A 21130-nucleotide genomic window follows, 5' to 3' on the forward strand; every position below is an offset into this window, starting at 1 on the left:
GTTAACACCTGAGAAATTTGTCAACGTTAGTGTCTCACTGTTACTAGTCGTGTTTGTTTGTAGTGATTGGAGGGTTGATGGCTGATTCGTCTGGTGAGCCGAGTCCAACGACCACCCCCAGCCCGACGTCCTCCCCGACGCCGACCGCGTCCCCGACGGGTACTCCGTCCCCGACCAGCACCCCGTCCCCAACCGGCACCCCATCTCCGACGGGCACCCCGTCCCCGTCCGGCACGCCGTCCCCGTCCGGCACCCCGACTCCCACGCCCACGGGGTCGCCGAGCCCGACCCCGTCCCCGACGGACACCCCGAAGCCGACCCCGACTCCGTCGGGCACGCCCACCCCCAGGCCGACCCCCACCCCCACGCCCACCTGGTCGCCCGTTCCGACGCCCACCTGGTCGGTCATCCCGCCGGTGCAGGAGCCCTCCCCGCGCCCGACCCCGACCCAGGAGCCGGTCCAGCCCCCGAACGCCCCCAGCGGCGGCCTGGAGATCCACTGGACCTCGATCCGCCGCCTGGCCAAGCTCTTCGACAAGACCGGCGACGACGTCGTGGCGCTGCACCGCGGCTCCACCTCGCTGGCCACCACCTCCGACCTGGTCGGCGGCGACGACGACGGCCGCGCGTTCGCCGAGTGGTACAGCGACGGCTACGACTCGCTCACCGAGGCCATGCAGGGCATCGCCGACAAGAACTTCAGCTCGGCGGGGAACTTCCGCGACTTCGAGAAGTTCTGGGACTTCCTGGAGCAGCAGATCATCAGCACGCTGCCCAAGATCCCCGACCTTCCCGCGCCGCCGATCCCGCAGGCCCCGCCGCGCAAGGAGGGCGCCTGATGTTCGACCCCTTCCAGGCGCTGGCCTGGTTCGCCGACGTGCACGTGCCGGTGGCCGACGTGAGCAACCTGCGGGACCGTGCCAAGGCGCTGCGCGCGCTGGCCGAGTCCATCGGGAAGGTCGCGCACAAGACCGACACCGGCGTCGCCGAGGCGCGCAGGGCGAACGACAGCCGCATCGTGGACCGCTTCGCCGACGTGTGGCCGAAGGAGCTCGCCCCCCGCTACGCCGCGCTCCAGGAGGAACTGCTGGACCTGGCGGCGGGCTGCGAGGAGTACGCCGACGCCGTCGAGGAGCACCGAGAACAGCTCCGGATCATCGGCACGTACCTCGCCGCCATGGCCTTCACGATGATGTTCGGCTTCGTCTACCCCGCGGCCAGGGTCGCGGCCGAGAAGGCGTTCAGGTGGCTGGTGTCCAGGGCCAAGCTGGAGCGCACGATCTTCCAGAAGATCACCAGGATGATCCTGCAGGCGCGGATGGGCAAGCGCCGCGTCGGCAACTACTTCGTCCGCGAAGGGCTCGACGCGCTGGCCGACTCCGTGCTGTGGACCGTGCTCAAGACCGGCGTGCACGCGGGCAGCTCGGCCGCCACGGGGCAGCCGATGGGCAACCTCTGGGAGTACGCGGGCAAGCACTTCGCCGCCGAGATGGCCTACAACGGCGGCATCAAGGCGCTGAGCGACGTGCGCAGGTTCTTCCCCGCCACGAAGGTCACCGAGACGCTGCTGGGCTCGGACCCCGCGGGCAAGTTCTTCCGCCGCACGCTCTCGGCCGCCACCATCTACCCCCTGGTCGCCGGTGGGGCGATGTCGGAGCAGGGCGCGCTCCGCTCGGCGCTGGCGCACGCGCCCAGGGCCTTCATCTTCAAGCGTTGAGTGAGTGAGGAACACCGATGACGACACCCCGTACCGGAGACCCGGAGCTCGACCGCGCGCTGGCCGAGATGGCGGCGCGGACGGCCGAACTCGAAGAGGTGAGCCGCCTGCTGGAGGAGACCCGGGGGCGCGGCGAGAGCGCCGGCGGTCAGGTCGTCGTGGAGCTCAAGCCCACCGGCTCGCTGGCCGGGCTGCGCATCGACCCGCGGGCGATGCGGCTGGGCTCGCAGGCACTGGCGGACGCCATCGTGGAGGCGTTCCGGCGCGCCGAGGATGACGTGGCCGGACAGTCGTACGACCTGGCGAAGACCGTCTTCGGCACCTGACCGCCGCGCGGTTGGCGCGATATGGGGTGAATGGCAAGCTTGGTGCCGTGCGTGTGATGTTGCTCGGCCCGTTCGAGGTGCGTGACGGGGAGGGGCGCCGGGTCGAGATCTCCGGTGCCAGGTTGTGCGCTCTGGTGGCCCGGCTCGCGCTGGAACCGGGCCGGGTCGTGCCGTTCGACGTGCTCACCGCCGCCATCTGGGGCGAGCGCCCGCCGGCCGGCAGCGCCAACGCCCTCCAGTCGCTGGTCTCCCGCACCCGGCGGCTGGTCGGCCACGCCGCGATCGAGTCGCACCCGGCCGGCTACCGGCTCGCCGTCGACGCCGACGACGTGGACGTCTCCCGGTTCGAGCGGCTGGCCGGCACGGGGGGCCTCGCCGCGCTGCGCCAGGCCGAGGGGCTGTGGCGGGGGCCGGCGCTGGCGGACCTGGCCGGGCTGCCGTTCGCGGACAACGCCGCCGTACGGCTGGACGAGCTGCGCCTGTCCGCCGCCGAGGACCGGCTGGAGCTGGAGCTGGGCGCGGGCAACGACGTGCTGGCGGAGCTGGGCCCGCTGGCGGCCGCGCACCCGCTGCGCGAGCGCCTGCAGGGCCTGCTCATGAGGGCCCTGTACGCGGCCGGCCGGCAGGCCGACGCGCTCGACGCCTACGAGCGGACCCGGCGGACGCTGTCGGAGGAGCTGGGCGTCGACCCGTCCGCCGAGCTGGCCGAGCTGCACCTGTCGATCCTCCGGCACGACCCGCAGCGCCAGGACCGCCGCCGCACCCGCCGGACGAACCTGCGCGCCCAGGTGACCAGCTTCGTCGGCCGCGAGCAGGAGCTGGCCCAGCTCGCCAAGGCGCTGGAGACCGGCCGGCTCGTCACCGTCGTCGGCCCAGGGGGCGCGGGCAAGACCCGGCTCGCCGCCGAGGTCGCCGAGCGCTCGGCCGACCTGGCTCCAGACGGCGTCTGGCTGGCCGAGCTGGCGCCCGTCACCGACCCCCACGACGTCGCCAACGCGGTGCTCACGGCGATCGGCGGCCGGGACGGAGCCCGGTTCGAGGCCGGGGAGGGCGGCGCCGCCGAGCGGCTCGCGGAGGTCTTCGCCCAGCAGGGCGCGCTGCTCGTGCTCGACAACTGCGAGCACGTCGTGTCGGCCGTCGCCGAGCTGGTGGACCGGCTGCTGGGCGCCTGCCCCGACCTGCGCGTCCTGGCCACCAGCCGGGAGTCGCTGGCCGTCGCGGGCGAGAGCCTCTATCCCATCCCGCCCCTGGAGTGGCCCGCCGGCACGACCGAGGACGCCCGCGGCTACTCCGCGGTCCGCCTCTTCGCCGAACGGGCCGTGGCGGTCCGCCCCGGCTTCACCCTCGACGAGACCACCACCCGGGCGGTCGTCGAGATCTGCCGGCGGCTCGACGGCATGCCGCTGGCCATCGAGCTGGCCGCCGCCAGGACGCGCGCGCTGAGCGTGGAGCAGATCGCGGCCAAGCTCGACGACCGCTTCCGCCTGCTCAGCAGCGGCAGCCGGACGGCCCTGCCCCGGCACCGCACCCTGCAGGCGGTGGTCGACTGGAGCTGGGACCCGCTGTCCGGCGAGGAGCGAGAGCTGGCCATGGTGCTGGCGGCCTTCCCCGGCGGGGCCACGCTGGAGGCGCTGGAGGCGGTCAGCGGGCTCGACCCGCTCGACGCGCTTACGGCGCTGGTGGACAAGTCGCTGGTCGAGCTGTCCGGCGAGCGCTACCGCATGCAGGAGACGGTCAGGTCGTACGGGATGGCCCGGCTGGCGGAGTCCGGGCAGGACCGGGCCGTGCGGGACGGGCACGCGCGCCACTTCCTGCGGCTCGCCGAGGCGGCCGACCCCGGGCTGCGCGGCGCCGGCCAGCTCCAGTGGCTGGACAGGCTGCGGGCCGAGCACGACAACATCGTGGCCGCGCTGCGGTTCGCGGCCGACGCGGGGGACGCCGAGCTGGGCGTGCGGCTGCCGGCGGCCATGTGGTGGTTCTGGTTCCTTCAGGGCATGCGGATCGAGAGCGTGCACTGGATGCGTGGCGTGCTCGACCTGCCGGGCGAGGTGCCGGAGGAGCTGCGGCCCGTACGGCTGGCGCTCCAGGGGCTCGTCCACCAGCAGCTCGGCGACCCGGCGGCGGCACAGGAGACGGTCCAGGAGGCGCTGGACCCCGGCGACCGGCTGGGCGGGCCCGTCGGCGTGCTGCTGCTCTGCGCGCCGATGGTGCTGGGAGACCTGGTGGCGGCCGCCCGGGCCGCAGAACGGTCGATGCCGGGCCTGACCGGATGGGAGCGGGCGTTCGCGCGGATGACGCTGTCCATGGCGGCCGAGAGCAAGGGGGACGTCAGCGGGGCGTTCACCCTCGTCGACGAGACGCGGCGGGAGATGGAGGCCCTCGGCGAGCGGTGGGGGCTGTCCTCCGCGCTGCGCGTGCTGGCCGACCACCACGACCGCGCGGGCGATCTCGCCGCCGGGATCGAGGCCAGGTCGCGGGCGCTGCGCCTGGCCGGTGAGCTGGGTGTCGTGGAGGACCAGGCCGCCATCCTGGCCAAGATCGCGCTCTCGTACGCGCGGTCGGGCGAGCATGACCGCGCCCGGTCGTACATGGACGCGTGCTGGGACTGCGTCGAGCAGTTGCGGCGGAGGGAGGGCGTCGAGTACGTCCGGCTGTCGCAGATCGAGGTGCTGCTCCGGAGCGGTGCCCTGGAGGAGGCGCGGCGGGGGCTGACGGCGGTCGAGGATCCGTCCCGCCCTCCCGACGTGCGGGCCTGGGCCGCCTGCTATCGCGCGATGGCCGCGCTGCTCGACGGCGACCGGCCGAGTGCCGGGCCGTCGCTCGACATCGCGATGGAGCTGGGGGACCTGCCGATCCTGGCCGTCGCGGCGCAGGTGCGGGCGGCCGCGCTGGCCGACGACGAGCCGGCGCGGGCGGCGTACCTGCTGGGGGCCGCGACCGCGCTGCTCGGGACGGAGGACCGCAGCGGGTTCGGCGACCTGCTGCGGCCCGCGGAGCGGGCGCGGGCGGCGCTGGGGGACGAGGCGTTCGCCGCGGCGTACTCGAGCGGGGCCGCGCTCACCCGCGACGCCGCGATCAGCGCCGTCCGCCCGGTGTGAGCGGCTTCAGCGTGTCGTAGTTGATGGCCAGCCGCGCCGCCTGGCCCTGTCCGTCCCGCAACGTCAGGCACAGCCCGCAAAGGTGCGCCCGCCAGGCCGCACGCAGCGACGGGCACCCGTGTGCGCCACAGGGACGGATGATGCCGAACATACGACCTCGCAGGATTCGGATTCTGAAGGCGCGATGCCCGGAGGCACAGCCGAACCCGGTATTTCCCCGTGGTCCGCACCCGAGGCGAGGCAGTACATTGTGCCGACCGGGCCGGAGACGTCCCCGTTCGCCTCCGGCCTGGTCTTTTACGGCTTTCCGCCATCGAAGTCGGCGGCTCGCCCCCATACCCGCCGGACCCGAGGCCGCCTAGCGTGAGGCGGCGTGATCAGTCTGAAGAGTTTGAGCAAGAGGTACGGCGACCGCCCGGCGGTCGACGACCTGACACTGGAGCTGAGACCGGGCACGGTGACCGGGTTCCTCGGCCCGAACGGGGCCGGGAAATCCACCACGATGCGCCTGATCCTCGGCCTCGACCGCCCCACCGCCGGCACCGCGCTCATCGGCGGCGTGCCGTACCACCGGATCGGCAACCCGCTGCGCACCGTCGGCGCGCTCCTCGACGCCCGCGCGCTGCACCCGGGCCGCAGCGGCCACGCGCACCTGGTGGCGCTGGCCCGCGCCAACGGCATCCCCCGGCGGCGCGTGGATGAGGTGCTGGAGACGGTCGGCATGGCCGCGGCGGCACGCAAACGGGCCGGGGCGCTGTCGCTGGGCATGAGCCAGCGGCTCGGCATCGCGGCGGCGCTGCTGGGGGATCCTGAGGTGCTGATGTTCGACGAACCCGTCAATGGGCTCGACCCAGACGGAGTGCGCTGGGTGCGCGGGCTCATACGCTCGCTGGCCGCCGAAGGCCGGACGGTGTTCGTCTCCAGCCACCTCATGACCGAGATGCAGCTCACCGCCGACCACCTCGTCGTGATCGGCAAGGGCCGGCTCATCGCGGACGCGCCGCTGTCCGACGTCATCGCGGGCAGCTCCCTGACGGCCGTGCTCGTCCGCACCCCGCACGCCGGCGATCTCGCGGTACGGCTGCGCGCCGCCGGCATCGCGGTGGACCGGTACGGCGAGAACGAGCTGGAGGCCACCGGCGCCACCCTCGAAACGGTCGGCGACCTGGCCTACGAGGCCGGGATCCGGCTGCACGAGTTGCGCACCCGGGAGGCCTCGCTCGAACAGGCCTACCAGGAGCTGACCGCGGGAAGCGTCGAGTACGGGGCGGGATCATGAGGACGTTGCGGCAGGCGATCGGGTCCGAGTGGGCGAAGCTGTGGTCGGTCAGGTCCACGTGGTGGTGCCTGGCCTGCGCGGCGGCGCTCATGGTGGTGACCGCGCTCACGCTGGGCGGCGCGAGCGCCACTGACGCCCTGCGCGAGGGCCGGACCGGCGCGCGGGTGACGGCCAGCGAGCCGGTGGTGTCGGCGACGTCGTTCGTCCAGTTCGCGCTGGTGGCGCTGGCGATGCTGGCGATCACCTCGGAGTACTCGTCCGGAAGCATCCGGGCCACGTTGCAGGCCACGCCCGTCCGAGGGGTGGTGCTGGCGGCCAAGGCGCTGGTGGTGGCGCCGGTGATGGCCGTGGCGGGCGTGCTGTCGGGGGCCGTCGCGACGGTGGTCGTCCAGGTCGTGCTGTCCGGCGCTCTGTTCGGCGGGCTCGTCGTGTCGCCGATCGGCGAGGTCGTGCCGGACCTGCTCGGGGTCGGGGCGTTCTTCGCGCTGGTGTCGGTGATGACGCTCGGCGTCGGCGCCGCGATGCGCAGCGCGGCGGGCACGCTGACCGTGGTGTTCATGCTGCTCATGGGGCTGCCGCTGATGTTGCTGACGACGGGGAGCCAGGCGGCGCTGGACGTCTCTTTGCGGATGCCGACGTTTGCCGGGCTGGCGTTCATGGGGAGCGCGGACAACCTGGCCGGCGGGCCGATGCCGTACTCGGCGGGGGAGGGGCTGGCCTGGCTCCTCGCCTGGACGGCGGCGGCCCTGGCGGCGGGCCACGCGGTGCTGCGCCGCCGCGACGCCTAGCGCGGCGGCCCGCGATGCTCAGAGCGGTGCGCGGCATCAGGGGGTTGCGCCTAGAATTCACGCCCGTGTCAGGCAGCAGGGCAGCCCAGGTGCTGGCCGGGGTCGTCCTCGGGATGGCCCTCGGCCTCGTCGAGCTGGTTTTCCTCTGCGTGGCGTGGCCCGCGTGCCTGGTCCCCGCCGCCCGGCCCGCCGTCGTCCGAGGCCTGGACAGGCTGATGGCGCTGGAACGGGCCAGGCTGTCCGGCTGGCTCGGGCACGAGGTGGCACGGCGGGACGGCGGCTACGGCTTCCTCGCGGCCCGCGCCGCCCTGGGGGTCCTGGGCGGGTACCTGTGCGCGGCGGGCCTCTTCCTCGGCGGGCTCCTGCTGGTCGGCGGCCTGTGGGATCTCACATGGGGGCGGGCCGAGCCGGTGCCGGTGAACCTGCCCGGCGTCAGGATCGTCACCAGCAGCGGCATGCTCGGCCTGACCGGCGGCGCCGTGCTTCTCGCCCTGGTCGCCCTCATGACCCTGGCCGTCGGATCGCTCGAACGACGGCTGGCCGACCACTTCCTCGGCCCCGGCAGCCACGAGCTGATGCGCCGCCGGATCGCCGAGCTGACCGCCACCCGCTCCGGCATCGTCCGGGCCGTGGACGACGAGCGGCGCAGGATCGAACGCGACCTCCACGACGGCGTCCAGCAGCGCGGCGTCGCGCTCGCCATGCTGCTGGGCCGCGCCCGGCACAGTGCCGATCCCGGGGCGACCACCGAGCTGGTCGCCCAGGCGTACACCGAGTCGCGCCAGCTCCTCGACGAGCTGCGCAGCGTGGCCTGGCGCATCTACCCGACCGCGCTCGACGAGCTGGGGCTGCGCGCCGCGCTGGCGGGCGTCGCCGACCGGTCGAGCGTGCCGGTGACCGTGCACGACGGGCTGGCCGGACGGCCCGTGTCGGAGGTGGAGACCGCGCTCTACTTCGTGGCCCGCGAGGCGATCACCAACGCGATCAAGCACGCCGGGGCACGTGACATCCTGGTCGTGCTGACGGAGGACGAGCGGGCGGTGAGCGTGGTGATCTCGGACGACGGCTCGGGCGGGGCCGATCCGACGGGCGGCGGGCTGTCGGGGCTGGCCCGGCGCGTGCTGGCGCTGGACGGGGAGTTCACGGTCGAGAGCCCGCCGGGCGGGCCCACCAAGATCGCCGCCACCCTCCCGAAGACACCGCCCGGCGGCTCCCCCGAGGCGCCGGAGGCCGTCCCCGGGCCATCCGGGGGCGTTTCCGGAGCGGCGCCCAGCGGGCCCAGGGCGGGGTCGAGCGGGTCCGGGGCAGGGTCGAGCGGGCCTGGGATGGCGTCGTCCAGCGGGTCTGGGTCCGGGGCGGAGGCGGGCTCGTCGTGCGGGTGATCCTGGCCGACGACTCCGTGCTGCTGCGCGAGGGGCTCACCCGGCTGCTCGACGACGCCGGTCACGAGGTGGTCGCCGCCGTCGGCGACGCCCCCGCCCTGCTCGCCGCCGTCGAGCGCCACCGCCCCGACGTGGCCGTGATCGACGTCCGCATGCCGCCCGGCCACAAGGACGACGGCCTCCGGGCGGCCCTGGAGATCCGCGACCGCCACCCCGGCGTCGGCGTGCTGGTCCTGTCGCAGTACGTCGAGCAGCACTACGCCGCCAGGCTGATGGCCGGCTCCACACGGGGCCTCGGCTACCTCCTCAAGGACCGGGTCTCGGAGGTGGCCGACTTCCTCGACTCGCTCGAACGCGTACGCGCGGGCGGAGCCGCGTTCGACCCCGAGGTGGTGCGGCAGCTCCTGGCCCGCACCACCCACGCAGACCCGCTGAGCGGCCTGAGCCCGCGCGAGGGCGAGGTGCTGCGGCACCTCGCCCAGGGCTTCGTGAACGCGGCCATCGCCGAGCGCCTGCACGTCTCGCTCAGCACGGTCGAGAAGCACGTCAACGCCATCGTGGAGAAGCTCGACCTGCCCCGCGACCCCGACTACAGCCGCCGCGTCCTGGCCATCCTCCGCTACCTGGACACGTGAGACACAGGCGGCGAAGGCACCCTCATTCCCGCTGGGTGAACGGCGAGCCCAGCCGACCCTCGGTGATCAGCCGGTCCAGGGTCTCACGCATGGTCTTCGCGTCGTTCAGGTGCGGGAACGGCTCCCCGGCCGGGACGTCCACGCCCAGGAACCGGCAGAGCGGCTCCCACCCTTCGCGCACGTCGAACACCAGCAGCCGCTCGGCGGGCAGGCTCTCCTTGACCGTGGCCAGGTGACGCTCGAACACCGCCACCGCCTCGTCCTCCTCCGGCAGCCCCTCTCTGAGGCTCCTCCTGCCCTCGAACACCGACGAGGTGATCAGATCCATCACCGGGCTGAGCCGCATCATCCCGCCGAACACGGCCGCCGCCGTCTCGGGCAGGTCCTCCGGGAGCTCCCGCCCCGGGCCGATGGAGACGAGCGTCTGCATGCTGCGGTACCAGGCGTGCGGGTCGCGTACGGTCAGGATGACCTTCGCGTCCGGGTACGCCTCCGCCTGCTCCTTCCAGAAGAAGGACGCCGGCCAGTCCTGCGTGGAGCGGAAGCCGTCGAAGACGTGCTCCCAGTCCACCTGCGCGCCGTCGGCCAGGGGCAGCCACCTGTCGACGCGGGACGGGTCGCTGATGATCGTGAACATGTGGTGGCACGGTCCAAAACCGAGCCGTTCGAGTGCCGCCTTCATCGAGCTGGTTCCTGTCCGCGGGAATCCCGCGCCGATCACCGTGAGCACATTTGCCTCCATGGGGTGTTGGCCGGCTACTCCCGATGTTGACCCGTGGTCATGGGACCGGCAATCATCCAAGGCCAACTCGGCGGCCATGGATGAGCGGTAGCGGACCGTATCGACATCGGTGCGGAGCAGTGCCGGCGCGAGGGACGATCACCACCCCGGCCACGAGCGGGGCGTGACGAGTACTGGCGCTGGTACGACACGTGCGCCCGGCCTCTCGGACGGTCGGCCGCGCCTGGGGGTCATAGCGGCTCGGTGGCGTGCGCGGGCGGAACGGATGCACCCGAGCGGTTCGACCGACCGGTCGCGCAGGTTCACCACTCGGCAGACCACGGGAAGATCTTGATGGATCGAGGTTTAGCCATCATTTGTCCAGCTATCAATCTCGTCGTTTTTCGGAAATTGAGGAGTTGTCTTTCTTGTTTTCTGCCGGGTCCTCATGCATATGATCAGTACGTGACGTTTTCGCCTGGTGGCGCTGCCCTTTGGTTGCCGTACAGGGAGTCATCGATCATGTCTAGAACCGCACCCTTCTCCGTCGCGTTCAACGGCCCTGTGGACAGGTTCGTGGTCACGAGCAACCTGGGAAGCGGCCAGATTATCGTGATTACGCAAAGCGGCGACGTCTGGGGACATAATCTCGCAGGCAACGTCAACGCCGTCGGGCAAGGCTTCAAGTTCGAAGGTGCGCGGGTCGCGTTCAACGGTCCCGTGGACAGGTTCGTGGTCACGAAGGACGACCGTATCTTCGTCATTACGCAAAGCGGCGACGTCTGGGGCCACAAGTTCAACGGCAGCAAAATCGACCCGAGCTTCAAGTACGGTGGAGCGAAGGTCGCGATCAACGGCCCCGTCGACAGGTTCGTGGTCGCCAGCGGCCTGAAGAATGACGACCGGATGTTCGTCATCACGCAAAGCGGCGACGTCTGGAGTCATGCGATCACCAGCAACTCCATCGGGCCCGGCATCAAGTGCGGCGGGGCGAAGGTCGCGATCAACGGCCCGGTGGACAGATTCGTGGTCACGATGGGCAGTCGCATGATCGTCATCAGGGAAGACGGCGATGTCTGGGGCCATGAGGTCGATCCGGGCGGGGTCATCAACAACACCATCGGACCGGCCTTCAAGTTCGACGGAGCGAAGGTCGCGGTCAATGGTGCCATGGACAGATTCGTGGTCACCAGCGACAACCGTCTCATCGTCATCAGGGGAGACGGCGACGTCTGGGGCCATAATGTCATCGGCAAGACCATCGGACCGCCTTTCCCGATGAATTTCCGCCTCATGCACTTCACTTTTGCGAACGACATCACCGCAGCACTCCGGGACCGGCTGATCGAGCGGCACAAGTTCGCGCTGCGGCGCGTCATGCTATGTAACAGCCTGTCGGCTGAGGAGAAGCGTCGTCTCATCGACGTAGCCTATGATCGCCCGATTCACCACAAGGCGTTTGTCGATGAAATCGATCTCGGCAGGGCGGACCGGAACCGCGGGGAGTTGAGCGTCAACTTCCAACTTCTGTTCCCGTTGGGAGACGAGGAGATCGCCCAAACAATCATTCACGAGATGATGCACATGGCGCATTACGGCCATCCCGAAAGGCACGGCCCTCCCGCAGGGACCCCCTGCACCTCCCCGCCGTTCGACTGCCCCGGCGACAATGGCCCGTACTACGGCACGCCTCCACTGCGGGCCGAGCTTTGCATTGCGGGCGACCAGAGCCTGCACGGGCGACTTGAGCGCAAGGCTTTCAACAAAGGTTGCATGAGCGATGGGCAAGATGTGGCCACGATCTACGTCGAGTCTTCAGGGACGCCCCGTTCTCGTCGGCCCGCGTACAGGTGATCACCCGCATGAAGCCCATCGGTCGTGCGGCCCGCCAGGCCACCGAGTGAGGGACCGAGGAGGCGTTGCGGGTGCCGTCCGTCGCGCACCGGGTGACTTCCGGCGTTCGGCCGTTGTCGAACAGGTGGGCCACCGCACGATCCGTGCCCATGTGCCGTCCCGCTGCCGGCGCCGAAACAACCCGTGATCATCCTTCGAGACGCGGGCCGGCGTGCCCGGCCAGACAGAGCCAGCGGTCCCCTTCCTTGACCCAGGTCTGGGTCATCGGCATCCGGAACGTCGAACGAACGCTTTCGTCGCTGACGACGTCGTCGGCCGCCACGCAGCGCAACACCGCGACCTGCTCGACCACCACCACCTCGGCGTCGGTCAGCGACTGCTTCTTCCACGTGATGGCCCCCGCTGTGTTGGACCGGACATAGTCCTCTCGATCGAACTGCTCGCCCAGATGCGACGTCCAGTGAAAGTCCGGGTGCAGCAACCGGCGTAGCCGATCAGAGTCTCCCCCCGCCAGAGCGTCCGCGCGCTCCAAGGCCGCCGCAATGACCTCCTGCTCCGCATTCATGTCTGGAGTCTCAGCGCCGGCACCCAAGAGATCAAGGAACTCCTCGCGGCCCGCCAGAAAATCGGCCTGATTCCAGCAGCGAGGCCGGCCGACTCCATGGACAGTGCCCGACAGAAGCCAGCAGCGATCCGGCAGAGCCGCCTGGCAAAACGACGGACGTCCTCATCGTCGGTGCCGGCCCGACCGGGCTCACCCTCGCCGTGCGCCCTACCCGCCGCTGCGGGTCAGAATGGGCAGGGTGGCCGTGTGGCAGGCCCGCATGCACAAGCGCGTTCTGGCCACGGACGCGGTCCCCTACCCGACGGTGATCATGCACCCGCAGTGGCTCACCGAAGCGGTGCTGCGCGAGCGGCTCGCCGAACTGGGCGGGAAGGTGGAGCTGGGTACCGCGCTGACCGGTTTCGAGCAGGACGCGCACGGGGTAACCGCCAGGCTGGGCACAGGGGGGATCGCGGGTGCGTTACCTTGTCGCGGCGGACGACGGCAGGAGCCCGGTACACAAGGCGCTCGGCATCGGCTTCACCGGCGAGACGCGCGAGGAGGAGCGGATGGCCCTGGGGGGTCAACATCCGCCTCGCCGACCGTTACCGCTCCGGCCGCGTCTTTCTGGCCGGGGACGCCGTCCACGTGTACCCGCCGACGGGCGAACGAGTGCCCGACGGCCCGCTTCGGCTGGCCGACGGGACGCGGGCACGCATGTTCGACCTGCTGCGGGGCCCGCACTTCACCCTGCTGTCACCCGACCCCGTCCCTCGCGTCGCGCATGGTCCCGAGGTACGCGCCTACAGCCCGGCCACGCCCTACGGCGGCGAACCGCACACACTCGTCACTACGCGGTGAACGAGGGGGCCGATCCGTCCTGGGCCACCGCTCGTGGCGAGCTCACCCGCCGCCGCACCTGGGACCCGCCGCGATCAGCCGGAAACGCCGATGCTGCCACCGCCGATTCCCTACCGTGCGAGACATCGGTCCGGAGATGCGGGAGGCGCATGCGCTACTCAGAAGAAACCTCAGAGGAGTTCGCCGCCAAAGCGGCCGCCTCGTTCACGGTCACCCGTCCGAGTAAAGGCTCGATCGTGCTGTCGGGCTCCTGCCCCCGATGTTCCTCCTCGATGGTCTTTCCAACGGTCGATCGCCTCTATCGGAGCGCGGTTCCCGAGGCCGAGGTGAAACCCATCCTGGTCTTCTGCACGGCGGTCGACCAGGAATATGAGGGGCGGCCGAACGGCCGCGTCGGGTGCGGCGCGTACTGGAACCTCGTCCTGTGAGCGAGGACGTGCTCCGGGCCGGGCCACCGGCCGCGCTCGATGAGTTGCGCCGAGCGCAGGAGCGGCACCGGCTGCTGGCCTCCGAACTCGACCGGGTACGGGGAGCGGCGCTGGCCTGGCGCAATGGGCTGGGCGCGCTGCTGGCCGGATTGGTCGGCTTCGGACTCCTGAAAGGACGCAACGATGTCAGCGCGGCGGCCGTGCCGTACGCGATCGCGGCGGGTGTGTTCCTGCTCGCGGCGTTGGCCTGCGGCGTCTGCGCGGCGTTGTACCTGCTGCGGGCGGCACACGGCAAACCCGCGGTGGTCGACGCCGACGCCGTCCAGGTGAGGGAGATCGCCGATCATGAGGAGGCGCTGGGTGCCGCACAAGCCCTGCGCAAGGGCATCGGCCTGACACTTGTGTGCACGGTGCTCCTGGGGGTGGCGGTCGGGGTGACCTGGTACGCGCCGACTCGGGACACGCAGCTGAACCTGCGGGTCAGTACAGCCGCGGGTACGGTGTGCGGAACGGTCCAGGCGCAGGCCAGAGGCTCCGTCACACTGAAGGGCAAGGACGGCGTACGGCAGGTGGCGCTCGCCGAGGCCGTCGCCGTCCAGCCGGTGGAGTCCTGCCCGTGAACGCGACACCCATGAGCAGAGACGAGGCCCTGGCCGCCGTGTACGGACGCCTGGAACGCGCCGATCCCGGCGGCGAGTTGGAGGCCGTGCGCGAGGACGGGGCGCTCGACGACGGCTGCGCGTTGCTGGCGTGGGAGCCGGAGGTGTTCGACGACCAGGAGGCCACGGTCGCGCTGGGCTGGCTGTACTGGTATCGGTTGACCACGGTGTCGCGCGAGGAGATCGGCGGGCCGCTTCCGCAAGCGCTCGCGGTGGCGGCCGCCTACCTGATCAGCCCTCAATATCTGCAGGATCGCAAGGTCGTCCCGAAGGAGTTCGCCGCTTTTCTCAAGACCGTGCCGGGCGATCTCCTGGAGTCCTTCGGGTGGCAACCCGCGTACACGATTCCGCACGCCCAGGTGCTGGCCGCCTCGGGTACGCGCGAGTCGTTGCGGGTGGCGGCGGGCATGCTGTATCGCAGCACCCACCTGACCGGGATCGAGCATCCGGTGGCGCCGGCCCTGTTCGGGCAACTCGGCGGCGTCGTCCGGGCGCATCACGAGCTGACCGGGGACCTGCCCGAGCCGCTGGAGTCCTGCGCGGGGAACGAGCCGGTGATGCTCAACGACTACGCCTTCGCACTGCGTCAGCACGCCGAGGATCTGGGAAACGAGCCCGCGGCCGCGGACCTCGGCATCGAGATCGCCCGGCGGGCGGTGGCCGCGACGGAGCCGGGCGAGGCGCAGCGCGGGGCGGCGCTTTCCACGCTGGGGCTCTTGCTCCGGATGCGGGGCCTGCTGGAGGAGGCCGTGGACGCGCTGCGCGAGGCGAGCCGAACCGACGACGAGCGGGCGCAGCGCGGCGGACGGCTGCACAATCTGGCCGTTGTCCTGGTCGAGCTGCATACGGCGACGGGACGCCCGGGGCTGCTCACCGAGGCCGTCGAGGCGCACCGCACCGCGCTCACCCTGGGAGATCCCGCCCTCGCCGCGGAGACGCACGAGCACCTGGCGGCCACGGCCAAGCTCCGCTACGAGCGTGAGCCGTCGGACGAGCACCTCGACGCGGCTCTCGCGGCGGCCAGACAGGCTCAGGACGGCGGACAGGTGGCCGAGCTGCTGCTGGAGGTGTATGCCGAACGTGGCGACGTCCGGGCCGCCCAGGAAGCGCTGGCCCACTACCGCCGCGCGCTCGCCGAGTCGCCCAGAGCGGAACGTGCGGAGGCACGGCTGCGGCTGGCGCTCGCCCTGTACTCGGTGTCGGAGGGCGAGGACTTTCCCGAGGCGCTGGAGGAGTCCGTCGCGTTGTTACGCCGGAACTCCCGGGTACGCGGCCTCGACCCGAGGCTCAAAACCATGAACGCTTCGTTGCTCGAGCAGATCATGAACGCCGAGCAGGGCCGGCCCGGCGAAGTCGAGATCATCTTCAACCCGGCTTACCTCGAACCTCCGGCCAGACCGGACGGACAGGCCTCGGCTCGCGAGGAGTCTCCCGCCGGCGAGACCACCCGGCTTCGCCGGCTCTACGAGCGCAACGGCGACCTGCCGACCCTGGCGGAGGCGGTGGAGGCGGGCCGTAGGGCTCTCGACGTGTCGAAGGGCACACCGGCCTGGCGCGGCGCGGCCACCGAACTGGCCGTCGCCCTGTCGCTGACCTACGCGACCACCCGGAATCAGGCGGTGTTCGACGAGAGCCGGGATCTGTTCCAGGCCGCGCTGGACAGGGAGGCCCCGGATTATCCGTACATATCGGGAGAGCTGGGTATTCTCCTGCAGTACGCCCGTCACACCGACCCCGGCCTGCTGGACGAGGCGAACAAGCGGCTGCAGGAGGCATACGCGGCGGCGCCGGAGGGCAGTGACGGGCGCTGGTCCGTCGGCTCCAACCTGGCGCTGTGCCTGATGCAGCGCTTCGAGTCCACCAGGGACCTGGCCTCACTCGAATCAGCGGGGAAGCTGATCCAGCAGGTGGCCGAGCTGGTACCGGCGCAAGCTCCGCAGCGGGCGGCCGTGCTGACCAACGGCGCGAGCATCCTGCGCCTGCTGGCCGCCGAGACCGACCAGCCGCCTACGGCCGCCGCCGGGATCAGGCTGGCGCAGGCCGCCGTTGACCAGGCCGCGCCGGATGATCCGCGGATGCCGCTCTACCGGCTGAACCTGCTGCTCAGCTTGCGCGACCCCTACCACAACGACGAGATCCCCATTGGCGCGCTGTGGTACCGGCAGGAGCTGCGGAAGATCTGCGCCCTGCCCGACCATCCCACCGTGCCGATGGAGCTGCGGAAGAGCCTGCTGGCCGACGCGCTCCTGATGTCCTTGGACCTGGCCGCCGGGCGCAGGGGGGACCTGCTGCCCGGGCTGTCACCTGTCACAGGTGCGCGGTGGGCAGGTGAGGACGACCGCGTCCGCGACGAGCGTGAGGTGGAGTCGTGGCGGGCCGAGGCGTTCGCGCTCCTGGCCGCCGCGCTGGAGCGCAGCGCGCCAGGCAGCCCGGCAGAGAACACTGCCCGGGTCCGGCTTGGGTACGCCTACCTGATGCATGGCGACGCGGACCGGCAGGAGGAAGGGCTGCGACTGCTCGCCGCCGCCCTGCGCCGCGAGGGAGGTCTCACTCCTGTCGAACGCTGCCATATGGCCAGGGTCTGGGCGCGTGCGGCCGGCGAACGCGGCGACTGGACGGGCGCGGCGCAGGCTTACCGGATCGCGGTGGACATGCTGCCCAGGATCGTCTCTCGGCGGCTGGACCAGATGGACGAGGAGCGCGAGTTGGGCGCGCTGCACCTGCTCCCGATCGAGGCGGCGGAAGCGTGCGCGCTGGCGGGTGACGCGGCGGGCGCGGTCTCCGTGCTGGAGCAGGGACGCGGACTGCTGCTTGCCCGCGCTCTGGATCAGCGCATCGATCTGGACGCGCTCGCGGCCGTGCGACCCGACCTCGCCCGGCGGTTCGGCGCGCTGGCCGAGGCGCTCGACGGCCTGACCGATCCCCGCCGGCTCCTCTCACCCGGTGACGCCTCGCCGAGTGAGCGCCGGCACGAGATCGCCGCACTCTGGGACAAGCTGATCGCCGAAATCCGGCAGGTGCCGGGCTTCGACCGGTTCCTCGCGCCACCCCGGCCGTCCGAGCTGCTGCCTGGCGCGCCGGGCGAGGCGGTCGTGTACCTGAACGCGGGCTGGCGCAGCGCCCACGCGTTCCTGCTCACGAACGGCGATGTCCAGGCGGTGGCGCTGCCCGGCCTCTCGCTGGACGCGGGCACCGACCTGGCCAACACGTGCCTGCGCACCGAGCATGTGCTCCAGTCTCCCGCCGCCACCGCGACCGAGGTCTACCAGGCCGAGCTCGCACTCACCGATGTGCTCGCGGAGCTGTGGGACAAGCTGGCCGCACCCGTGCTGGAAGCCCTGGGCCATACCGGGCGGCCGGAGGGCGTCTGGCCGCGGGTCCGCTGGGTGCCGACCGGGCCTTTCACCTTCCTGCCCATCCACGCGGCTTCCGCCGATGGGCACGCCGTTCTCGATCGCGTGGTGTCGTCGTACCTGCCAACGGCTCGGATCTCACGCCCGGCCAGGGCGGAAGCGGGTGGACGGGCGCTGGCGGTGGCGGTGTCCGGGGAGCCGCCGCTGGCGGCGGCTGTGGAAGAGGCCGCCCTGGTGGCGGATCTGATGGGCGGACGGCTGCTGTCCGAGGGCGAGGCGACCAGGGCGGCGGTGCTGGAGCTGCTCGGGGACTACGGATTGATCCATTTCGCGTGCCACGCGCTCAGCGACCTGGACGGGCTGACCGGCGGACGGCTGATGCTGGCCGGCGAGGAGCCGCTGGCCGTGGCCGACATCGCGCGGTTGAACGTTCCGGAGGGGCGGATGGCATTTCTGTCAGCCTGCGGGACGGCTCAAGGCAGCACCACGATCCTCGACCAGGCGATCCACATTTGCTCGGCGTTCCAGCTGGCCGGATACTCCGATGTGATCGGAACGTTCTGGCCGGTGGCGGACGGGGTGGCGTACGTGCTGACGGAGGACGTTTACACCAGGCTGAGTGCGGGTGAGATCCCCGCGCTCGCCCTGCACCACGCGGTCCGCGAGACCCGTGACCGCTTCCCCTACAGTCCCTGGTTGTGGGCCGCGTTCGCGCATTTCGGTCCCTGAGGACTTCATGAACCGACGTCCGCCCCAAGTCGCACGCTCGGGACCGCGTACCCAAACCTCACGGGACAGATCAGCTAGAACGCCATGTGGGCCAGCCAGTGCTCCAGCAGCGCACGGTCCCCGGAGACCGCCACCCGGGCGTCGTCGAGGGGAAGGCGGCGGGAGCACACCAGCATGAGGTCCGCGACGGCTCCCGACACCACCGCGTCCACCTCCACCGGCCCGTGCTCCCACCACAACCCCTCGGGACTCCTGACGATGACCCAGCCGTCGCCCACGTCCGGCCGCACCCCCAGCCGCTCGCCCCGGCCGCGCAGCTCCACCAGACTCGGCTTCAGCGACTCCGAACCCGGGGAGGCCGGCATCTCCATGCCCTCGATGATCACGTCGGCCGCGAGGTCGTCGGCGATCCCGAACGCGGCCCCCGTCGTGGCTGGGCGCGACGCACCTGTGGCTGACCGACTCCCTCGAACGCTCGATCCGCTCCACCCGCTGAACCACCCGGCCCGGCGCGGAGATCGGGGTGACGGTCACCTTGAGCGGCGGGTCATGAGGACGGCGAGGACCGCCAGCGCCAGCCAGGCCGACGTGAGGCCGATCAGCCAGGCCCAGCCCGCGTGCCCGTACACGACGCCGCCCGCCGTGCCGCCGAGGCCGCTGCCCAGGTAGTAGCAGAGGGTGTAGACGCCGGCCGCGCGGCCCCGGGCGCTCGGGGGCGCCTCGGCGGCGACCCAGGCGTTGGCGATGGCGTGCGCGGCGAAGAACCCGGCGGTCAGTACGGCGAACCCGGTCACGATGAGCGGCAGCGACGGGTGCGCGGTGAGCACGGAGCCCGCCACCGTCACGGCCAGGGCCGTGACCAGCGCCTTCGTCCAGCCCAGCCGGGCCGCCAGGCGTCCGGCGGCGGCCGAGGAGGCGGTGCCCATGGCGTAGGAGAGGAAGACGAGGGAGGCGGCGGCGGGGGCGAGCGACAGGGGAGGGGCGGCCAGGCGGAACCCGGCGGCGTTGTAGAGCGCGACGAACGCCCCCGTGGCCAGCGTCCCCACGGCGAACGGCCCGACCAGCCCGGCCCCGATCCGAGCCCTCCGGACGGGCTCGGCATCCGGCGACCCGCGCCCCGAGGCCTGCGATCCGGGCTCCGGGCCGAGGTCGCGCGGGAGTGTGAGGGCCGCGAACAGTGCGCACAGCAGGGACAGCACGGCCACCACCAGCAGCGCGCCGTGCCACCCCATCGGCCCGGCGGCGAACCCGGCGCCGAGCCGGCCCAGCATCCCGCCGACCGAGTTCCCGGCGATCATCGCCCCCACCGCGGCGGGCAGCCGTGCCGTACCGACCGCGTCGGCCAGGTACGCCGCCGCGACCCCGGCGAACCCCGCGACCGCCACCCCCTGCACCGCCCGCATCACCAGCAGCACGGGGAAGGACGGGGCCAGCGGCAGGAGCAGCCCGATGATCACCGAGGCCAGCACCGACCAGACGATCACCCTGCGCCGCCCCACCCGCCCGGCGAGCCACGCCACCGGCAGCACGGCCACGGCCAGCGCCCCGGTGGCCACGCCGATGGTCAGCGAGGCGCTGCCCGGATCCAGCCGGAACCCGGCGGCGAGCTGCGGCAGCACGGGCTGCGGCGCGTACAGGAGGGCGAACGACGACACCCCGGCGGCGGCCACAGCCGCACTGACCCGCCGCGTGTCACGAACCGGAGGAGCCTCGAGAACCACCACGCCTGCAACGCTAAGCAAGGCTAATAAATACGTCTAATGCAAGAATGGGCGACAATTCATACCATGATGGATGAATCGGCGGACGAGCGACTGGCGGCTCGGCTGGCGCCCGCGCTGGCCCTGCTGGCCGCCGTGGGTGAGACGGGTCACGTGACGCGCGCCGCCGAGCTGCTCGGCATCCCGCAGCCCACGGCCAGCCGCCGCCTCGCCGCGCTCGCGGACCTGGTCGGCGCCCCGCTCGTCGTACCCTCCGGCCGTGGCATCCGCCTCACCCGGGCGGGCCGCACCCTGGCCGGCGCCTCCGCCCGCGCCCTCACCACGATGGCCGCCGCCGCCCGCGAGGTCCGCGAGGAGATCGACCCGGCCTCGGGCCGCGTCGTCCTGGGCTTCCTCCACCTCCTGGGCCGCACCCTCGTGCCGTCCCTCATCGGCGGTTTCCGCGAGCACCACCCCGGCATCCGCTTCAGCCTGGTGCAGGGCTCGCGCCACGACATGATCGAGGAGCTCCGCGAGGGCCGCATCGACCTGGTGTTCGTCGCCCCCATGCCCGTGGACGCCCCCGACCTCGCCGGTGCTCGCCTCGCCGACCAGGAGCTGGTGCTGTCCGTGCCGCCGTCCCACCGGCTCGCGGCGCGGGCGCGGGTGCGGGCGGCGGAGCTGGCGGGGGAGGAGCTGGTGACGCTGGAGCCGGGGTACGGCCTGCGCCAGATCACCGACGACCTGTGCGCGGCGGCGGGGTTCGAGCCGAGGATCGCGTTCGAGGGCCAGGAGACGGAGACCGTACGCGGACTGGTGGCGGCCGGGCTCGGCGTCGCCGTCCTGCCCCGCTCCACCCACCCCGCGGCGGACGCGACCGCGGCCGGCGTGGTGGAGATCCCGCTGTCCCCGCCGCTGTACCGGACCATCGGGGTGAGCTGGCTCCAGGACGCGCGCCTTCCGCCGGCCGTACGAGCCTTCCGGGACCACGCCCGCGCCGGCACCACCGCCCTGGGCCCGGGCTTCCGCCCCGCCAGCCCCTGAACCCCGTCAGAC

Annotated in this window: 20 protein-coding genes and 1 pseudogene; 15 read left to right on the forward strand and 6 right to left on the reverse strand. The window is 71.9% G+C overall.

Annotation, left to right across the window (positions count from 1 at the left end):
- Positions 1 to 43: 43 nt before the first annotated feature.
- Complete coding sequence (locus tag ACIHFD_RS12020; RefSeq protein WP_397366811.1) at positions 44 to 409, reverse strand: hypothetical protein; 366 nt, start codon at positions 407 to 409, stop codon at positions 44 to 46.
- 7 nt (positions 410 to 416) lie between these two features.
- On the opposite strand from ACIHFD_RS12020, the gene ACIHFD_RS12025 reads away from it, so the two are divergent.
- The 8 genes from ACIHFD_RS12025 (at position 417) to ACIHFD_RS12060 (ending at position 9225) form a co-directional block, all read left to right on the forward strand.
- Positions 417 to 839 (forward strand): hypothetical protein, encoded by a 423-nt coding sequence (locus tag ACIHFD_RS12025; protein ID WP_397366812.1) that lies wholly within the window; start codon positions 417 to 419, stop codon positions 837 to 839.
- Positions 839 to 1717 carry a hypothetical protein gene (locus tag ACIHFD_RS12030; protein WP_397366813.1) on the forward strand — a complete coding sequence of 293 codons (879 nt, stop codon included), beginning with the start codon at positions 839 to 841 and terminating at the stop codon, positions 1715 to 1717. Before ACIHFD_RS12025 ends, ACIHFD_RS12030 begins: the two co-directional genes overlap by 1 nt.
- Before the next feature lie 17 nt (positions 1718 to 1734).
- Positions 1735 to 2043 (forward strand): YbaB/EbfC family nucleoid-associated protein, encoded by a 309-nt coding sequence (locus ACIHFD_RS12035; protein WP_185074069.1) that lies wholly within the window; start codon positions 1735 to 1737, stop codon positions 2041 to 2043.
- 56 nt (positions 2044 to 2099) lie between these two features.
- Complete coding sequence (locus ACIHFD_RS12040) at positions 2100 to 5141, forward strand: BTAD domain-containing putative transcriptional regulator (RefSeq protein WP_397366965.1); 3042 nt, start codon at positions 2100 to 2102, stop codon at positions 5139 to 5141.
- Positions 5142 to 5514: 373 nt separating this feature from the next.
- On the forward strand, positions 5515 to 6420 hold the full coding sequence (locus ACIHFD_RS12045) for an ATP-binding cassette domain-containing protein (protein ID WP_397366815.1): 906 nt from the start codon (positions 5515 to 5517) through the stop codon (positions 6418 to 6420).
- Positions 6417 to 7208 carry an ABC transporter permease gene (locus tag ACIHFD_RS12050; protein WP_397366816.1) on the forward strand — a complete coding sequence of 264 codons (792 nt, stop codon included), beginning with the start codon at positions 6417 to 6419 and terminating at the stop codon, positions 7206 to 7208. Before ACIHFD_RS12045 ends, ACIHFD_RS12050 begins: the two co-directional genes overlap by 4 nt.
- Before the next feature lie 65 nt (positions 7209 to 7273).
- A complete protein-coding gene (locus tag ACIHFD_RS12055) occupies positions 7274 to 8590 on the forward strand; it encodes a sensor histidine kinase (RefSeq protein ID WP_397366818.1) in 1317 nt (438 codons plus the stop codon).
- A complete protein-coding gene (locus ACIHFD_RS12060) occupies positions 8581 to 9225 on the forward strand; it encodes a response regulator (protein ID WP_397366820.1) in 645 nt (214 codons plus the stop codon). Before ACIHFD_RS12055 ends, ACIHFD_RS12060 begins: the two co-directional genes overlap by 10 nt.
- 22 nt (positions 9226 to 9247) lie before the next feature.
- Here the strand turns inward: ACIHFD_RS12060 and ACIHFD_RS12065 are convergent, their stop codons facing one another.
- On the reverse strand, positions 9248 to 9967 hold the full coding sequence (locus tag ACIHFD_RS12065; protein WP_397366822.1) for a sulfotransferase family protein: 720 nt from the start codon (positions 9965 to 9967) through the stop codon (positions 9248 to 9250).
- Between the two features lie 501 nt (positions 9968 to 10468).
- Here ACIHFD_RS12065 and ACIHFD_RS12070 point away from each other — a divergent pair.
- Positions 10469 to 11800: a hypothetical protein gene (locus ACIHFD_RS12070; RefSeq protein ID WP_397366823.1), complete on the forward strand. Its 1332-nt coding sequence runs from the start codon at positions 10469 to 10471 to the stop codon at positions 11798 to 11800.
- Here the strand turns inward: ACIHFD_RS12070 and ACIHFD_RS12075 are convergent.
- Together ACIHFD_RS12075 and ACIHFD_RS12080 are read right to left on the reverse strand one after the other, a co-directional pair.
- Entirely contained in the window at positions 11706 to 11951 is a 246-nt protein-coding gene (locus ACIHFD_RS12075) for an XF1762 family protein (RefSeq protein WP_397366824.1), read from the reverse strand. The genes ACIHFD_RS12070 and ACIHFD_RS12075 overlap by 95 nt on opposite strands.
- 36 nt (positions 11952 to 11987) lie before the next feature.
- Positions 11988 to 12365, reverse strand: coding sequence for a nuclear transport factor 2 family protein (locus ACIHFD_RS12080; protein WP_397366825.1), 378 nt, complete (start codon positions 12363 to 12365; stop codon positions 11988 to 11990).
- Between the two features lie 259 nt (positions 12366 to 12624).
- Between ACIHFD_RS12080 and ACIHFD_RS12085 the strand changes: the two are divergent.
- From ACIHFD_RS12085 to ACIHFD_RS12105, 5 genes and pseudogenes are all read left to right on the forward strand, one after another.
- Positions 12625 to 12789, forward strand: a pseudogene (locus ACIHFD_RS12085) (FAD-dependent monooxygenase); the annotation flags it as partial.
- Between the two features lie 41 nt (positions 12790 to 12830).
- On the forward strand, positions 12831 to 13205 hold the full coding sequence (locus ACIHFD_RS12090; RefSeq protein WP_397366826.1) for an FAD-dependent monooxygenase: 375 nt from the start codon (positions 12831 to 12833) through the stop codon (positions 13203 to 13205).
- A gap of 149 nt (positions 13206 to 13354) precedes the next feature.
- Positions 13355 to 13633 carry a hypothetical protein gene (locus ACIHFD_RS12095; protein WP_397366827.1) on the forward strand — a complete coding sequence of 93 codons (279 nt, stop codon included), beginning with the start codon at positions 13355 to 13357 and terminating at the stop codon, positions 13631 to 13633.
- Positions 13630 to 14253, forward strand: coding sequence for a hypothetical protein (locus ACIHFD_RS12100; protein WP_397366828.1), 624 nt, complete (start codon positions 13630 to 13632; stop codon positions 14251 to 14253). The genes ACIHFD_RS12095 and ACIHFD_RS12100 overlap by 4 nt, the downstream gene beginning before the upstream one ends.
- An 11-nt stretch (positions 14254 to 14264) precedes the next feature.
- Positions 14265 to 18374 (forward strand): CHAT domain-containing protein, encoded by a 4110-nt coding sequence (locus tag ACIHFD_RS12105; protein ID WP_397366829.1) that lies wholly within the window; start codon positions 14265 to 14267, stop codon positions 18372 to 18374.
- Positions 18375 to 18448: 74 nt separating this feature from the next.
- Here the strand turns inward: ACIHFD_RS12105 and ACIHFD_RS12110 are convergent, their stop codons facing one another.
- Positions 18449 to 18745 (reverse strand): hypothetical protein, encoded by a 297-nt coding sequence (locus ACIHFD_RS12110; protein ID WP_397366830.1) that lies wholly within the window; start codon positions 18743 to 18745, stop codon positions 18449 to 18451.
- Positions 18746 to 18904: 159 nt separating this feature from the next.
- Complete coding sequence (locus tag ACIHFD_RS12115) at positions 18905 to 20098, reverse strand: MFS transporter (RefSeq protein WP_397366831.1); 1194 nt, start codon at positions 20096 to 20098, stop codon at positions 18905 to 18907.
- Between the two features lie 63 nt (positions 20099 to 20161).
- Here ACIHFD_RS12115 and ACIHFD_RS12120 point away from each other — a divergent pair, with 63 nt between their 5' ends.
- Entirely contained in the window at positions 20162 to 21118 is a 957-nt protein-coding gene (locus ACIHFD_RS12120) for a LysR substrate-binding domain-containing protein (RefSeq protein ID WP_397366832.1), read from the forward strand.
- Positions 21119 to 21130 lie beyond the last annotated feature (12 nt).

It is taken from the genome of Nonomuraea sp. NPDC051941, from assembly GCF_044593615.1.

Bases quoted from the DNA above. Each gene is read 5' to 3' on its own strand.
- ACIHFD_RS12095 (WP_397366827.1), top strand. From the start codon at position 13,355: ATGCGCTACTCAGAAGAAACCTCAGAGGAGTTCGCCGCCAAAGCGGCC.
- ACIHFD_RS12070 (WP_397366823.1), top strand. From the start codon at position 10,469: ATGTCTAGAACCGCACCCTTCTCCGTCGCGTTCAACGGCCCTGTGGAC.
- ACIHFD_RS12080 (WP_397366825.1), bottom strand. From the start codon at position 12,365: ATGAATGCGGAGCAGGAGGTCATTGCGGCGGCCTTGGAGCGCGCGGAC.
- ACIHFD_RS12035 (WP_185074069.1), top strand. From the start codon at position 1,735: ATGACGACACCCCGTACCGGAGACCCGGAGCTCGACCGCGCGCTGGCC.
- ACIHFD_RS12040 (WP_397366965.1), top strand. From the start codon at position 2,100: ATGTTGCTCGGCCCGTTCGAGGTGCGTGACGGGGAGGGGCGCCGGGTC.
- ACIHFD_RS12030 (WP_397366813.1), top strand. From the start codon at position 839: ATGTTCGACCCCTTCCAGGCGCTGGCCTGGTTCGCCGACGTGCACGTG.
- ACIHFD_RS12050 (WP_397366816.1), top strand. From the start codon at position 6,417: ATGAGGACGTTGCGGCAGGCGATCGGGTCCGAGTGGGCGAAGCTGTGG.
- ACIHFD_RS12105 (WP_397366829.1), top strand. From the start codon at position 14,265: ATGAGCAGAGACGAGGCCCTGGCCGCCGTGTACGGACGCCTGGAACGC.
- ACIHFD_RS12120 (WP_397366832.1), top strand. From the start codon at position 20,162: ATGATGGATGAATCGGCGGACGAGCGACTGGCGGCTCGGCTGGCGCCC.
- ACIHFD_RS12020 (WP_397366811.1), bottom strand. From the start codon at position 409: ATGACCGACCAGGTGGGCGTCGGAACGGGCGACCAGGTGGGCGTGGGG.
- ACIHFD_RS12110 (WP_397366830.1), bottom strand. From the start codon at position 18,745: ATGGAGATGCCGGCCTCCCCGGGTTCGGAGTCGCTGAAGCCGAGTCTG.
- ACIHFD_RS12075 (WP_397366824.1), bottom strand. From the start codon at position 11,951: ATGGGCACGGATCGTGCGGTGGCCCACCTGTTCGACAACGGCCGAACG.
- ACIHFD_RS12065 (WP_397366822.1), bottom strand. From the start codon at position 9,967: ATGGAGGCAAATGTGCTCACGGTGATCGGCGCGGGATTCCCGCGGACA.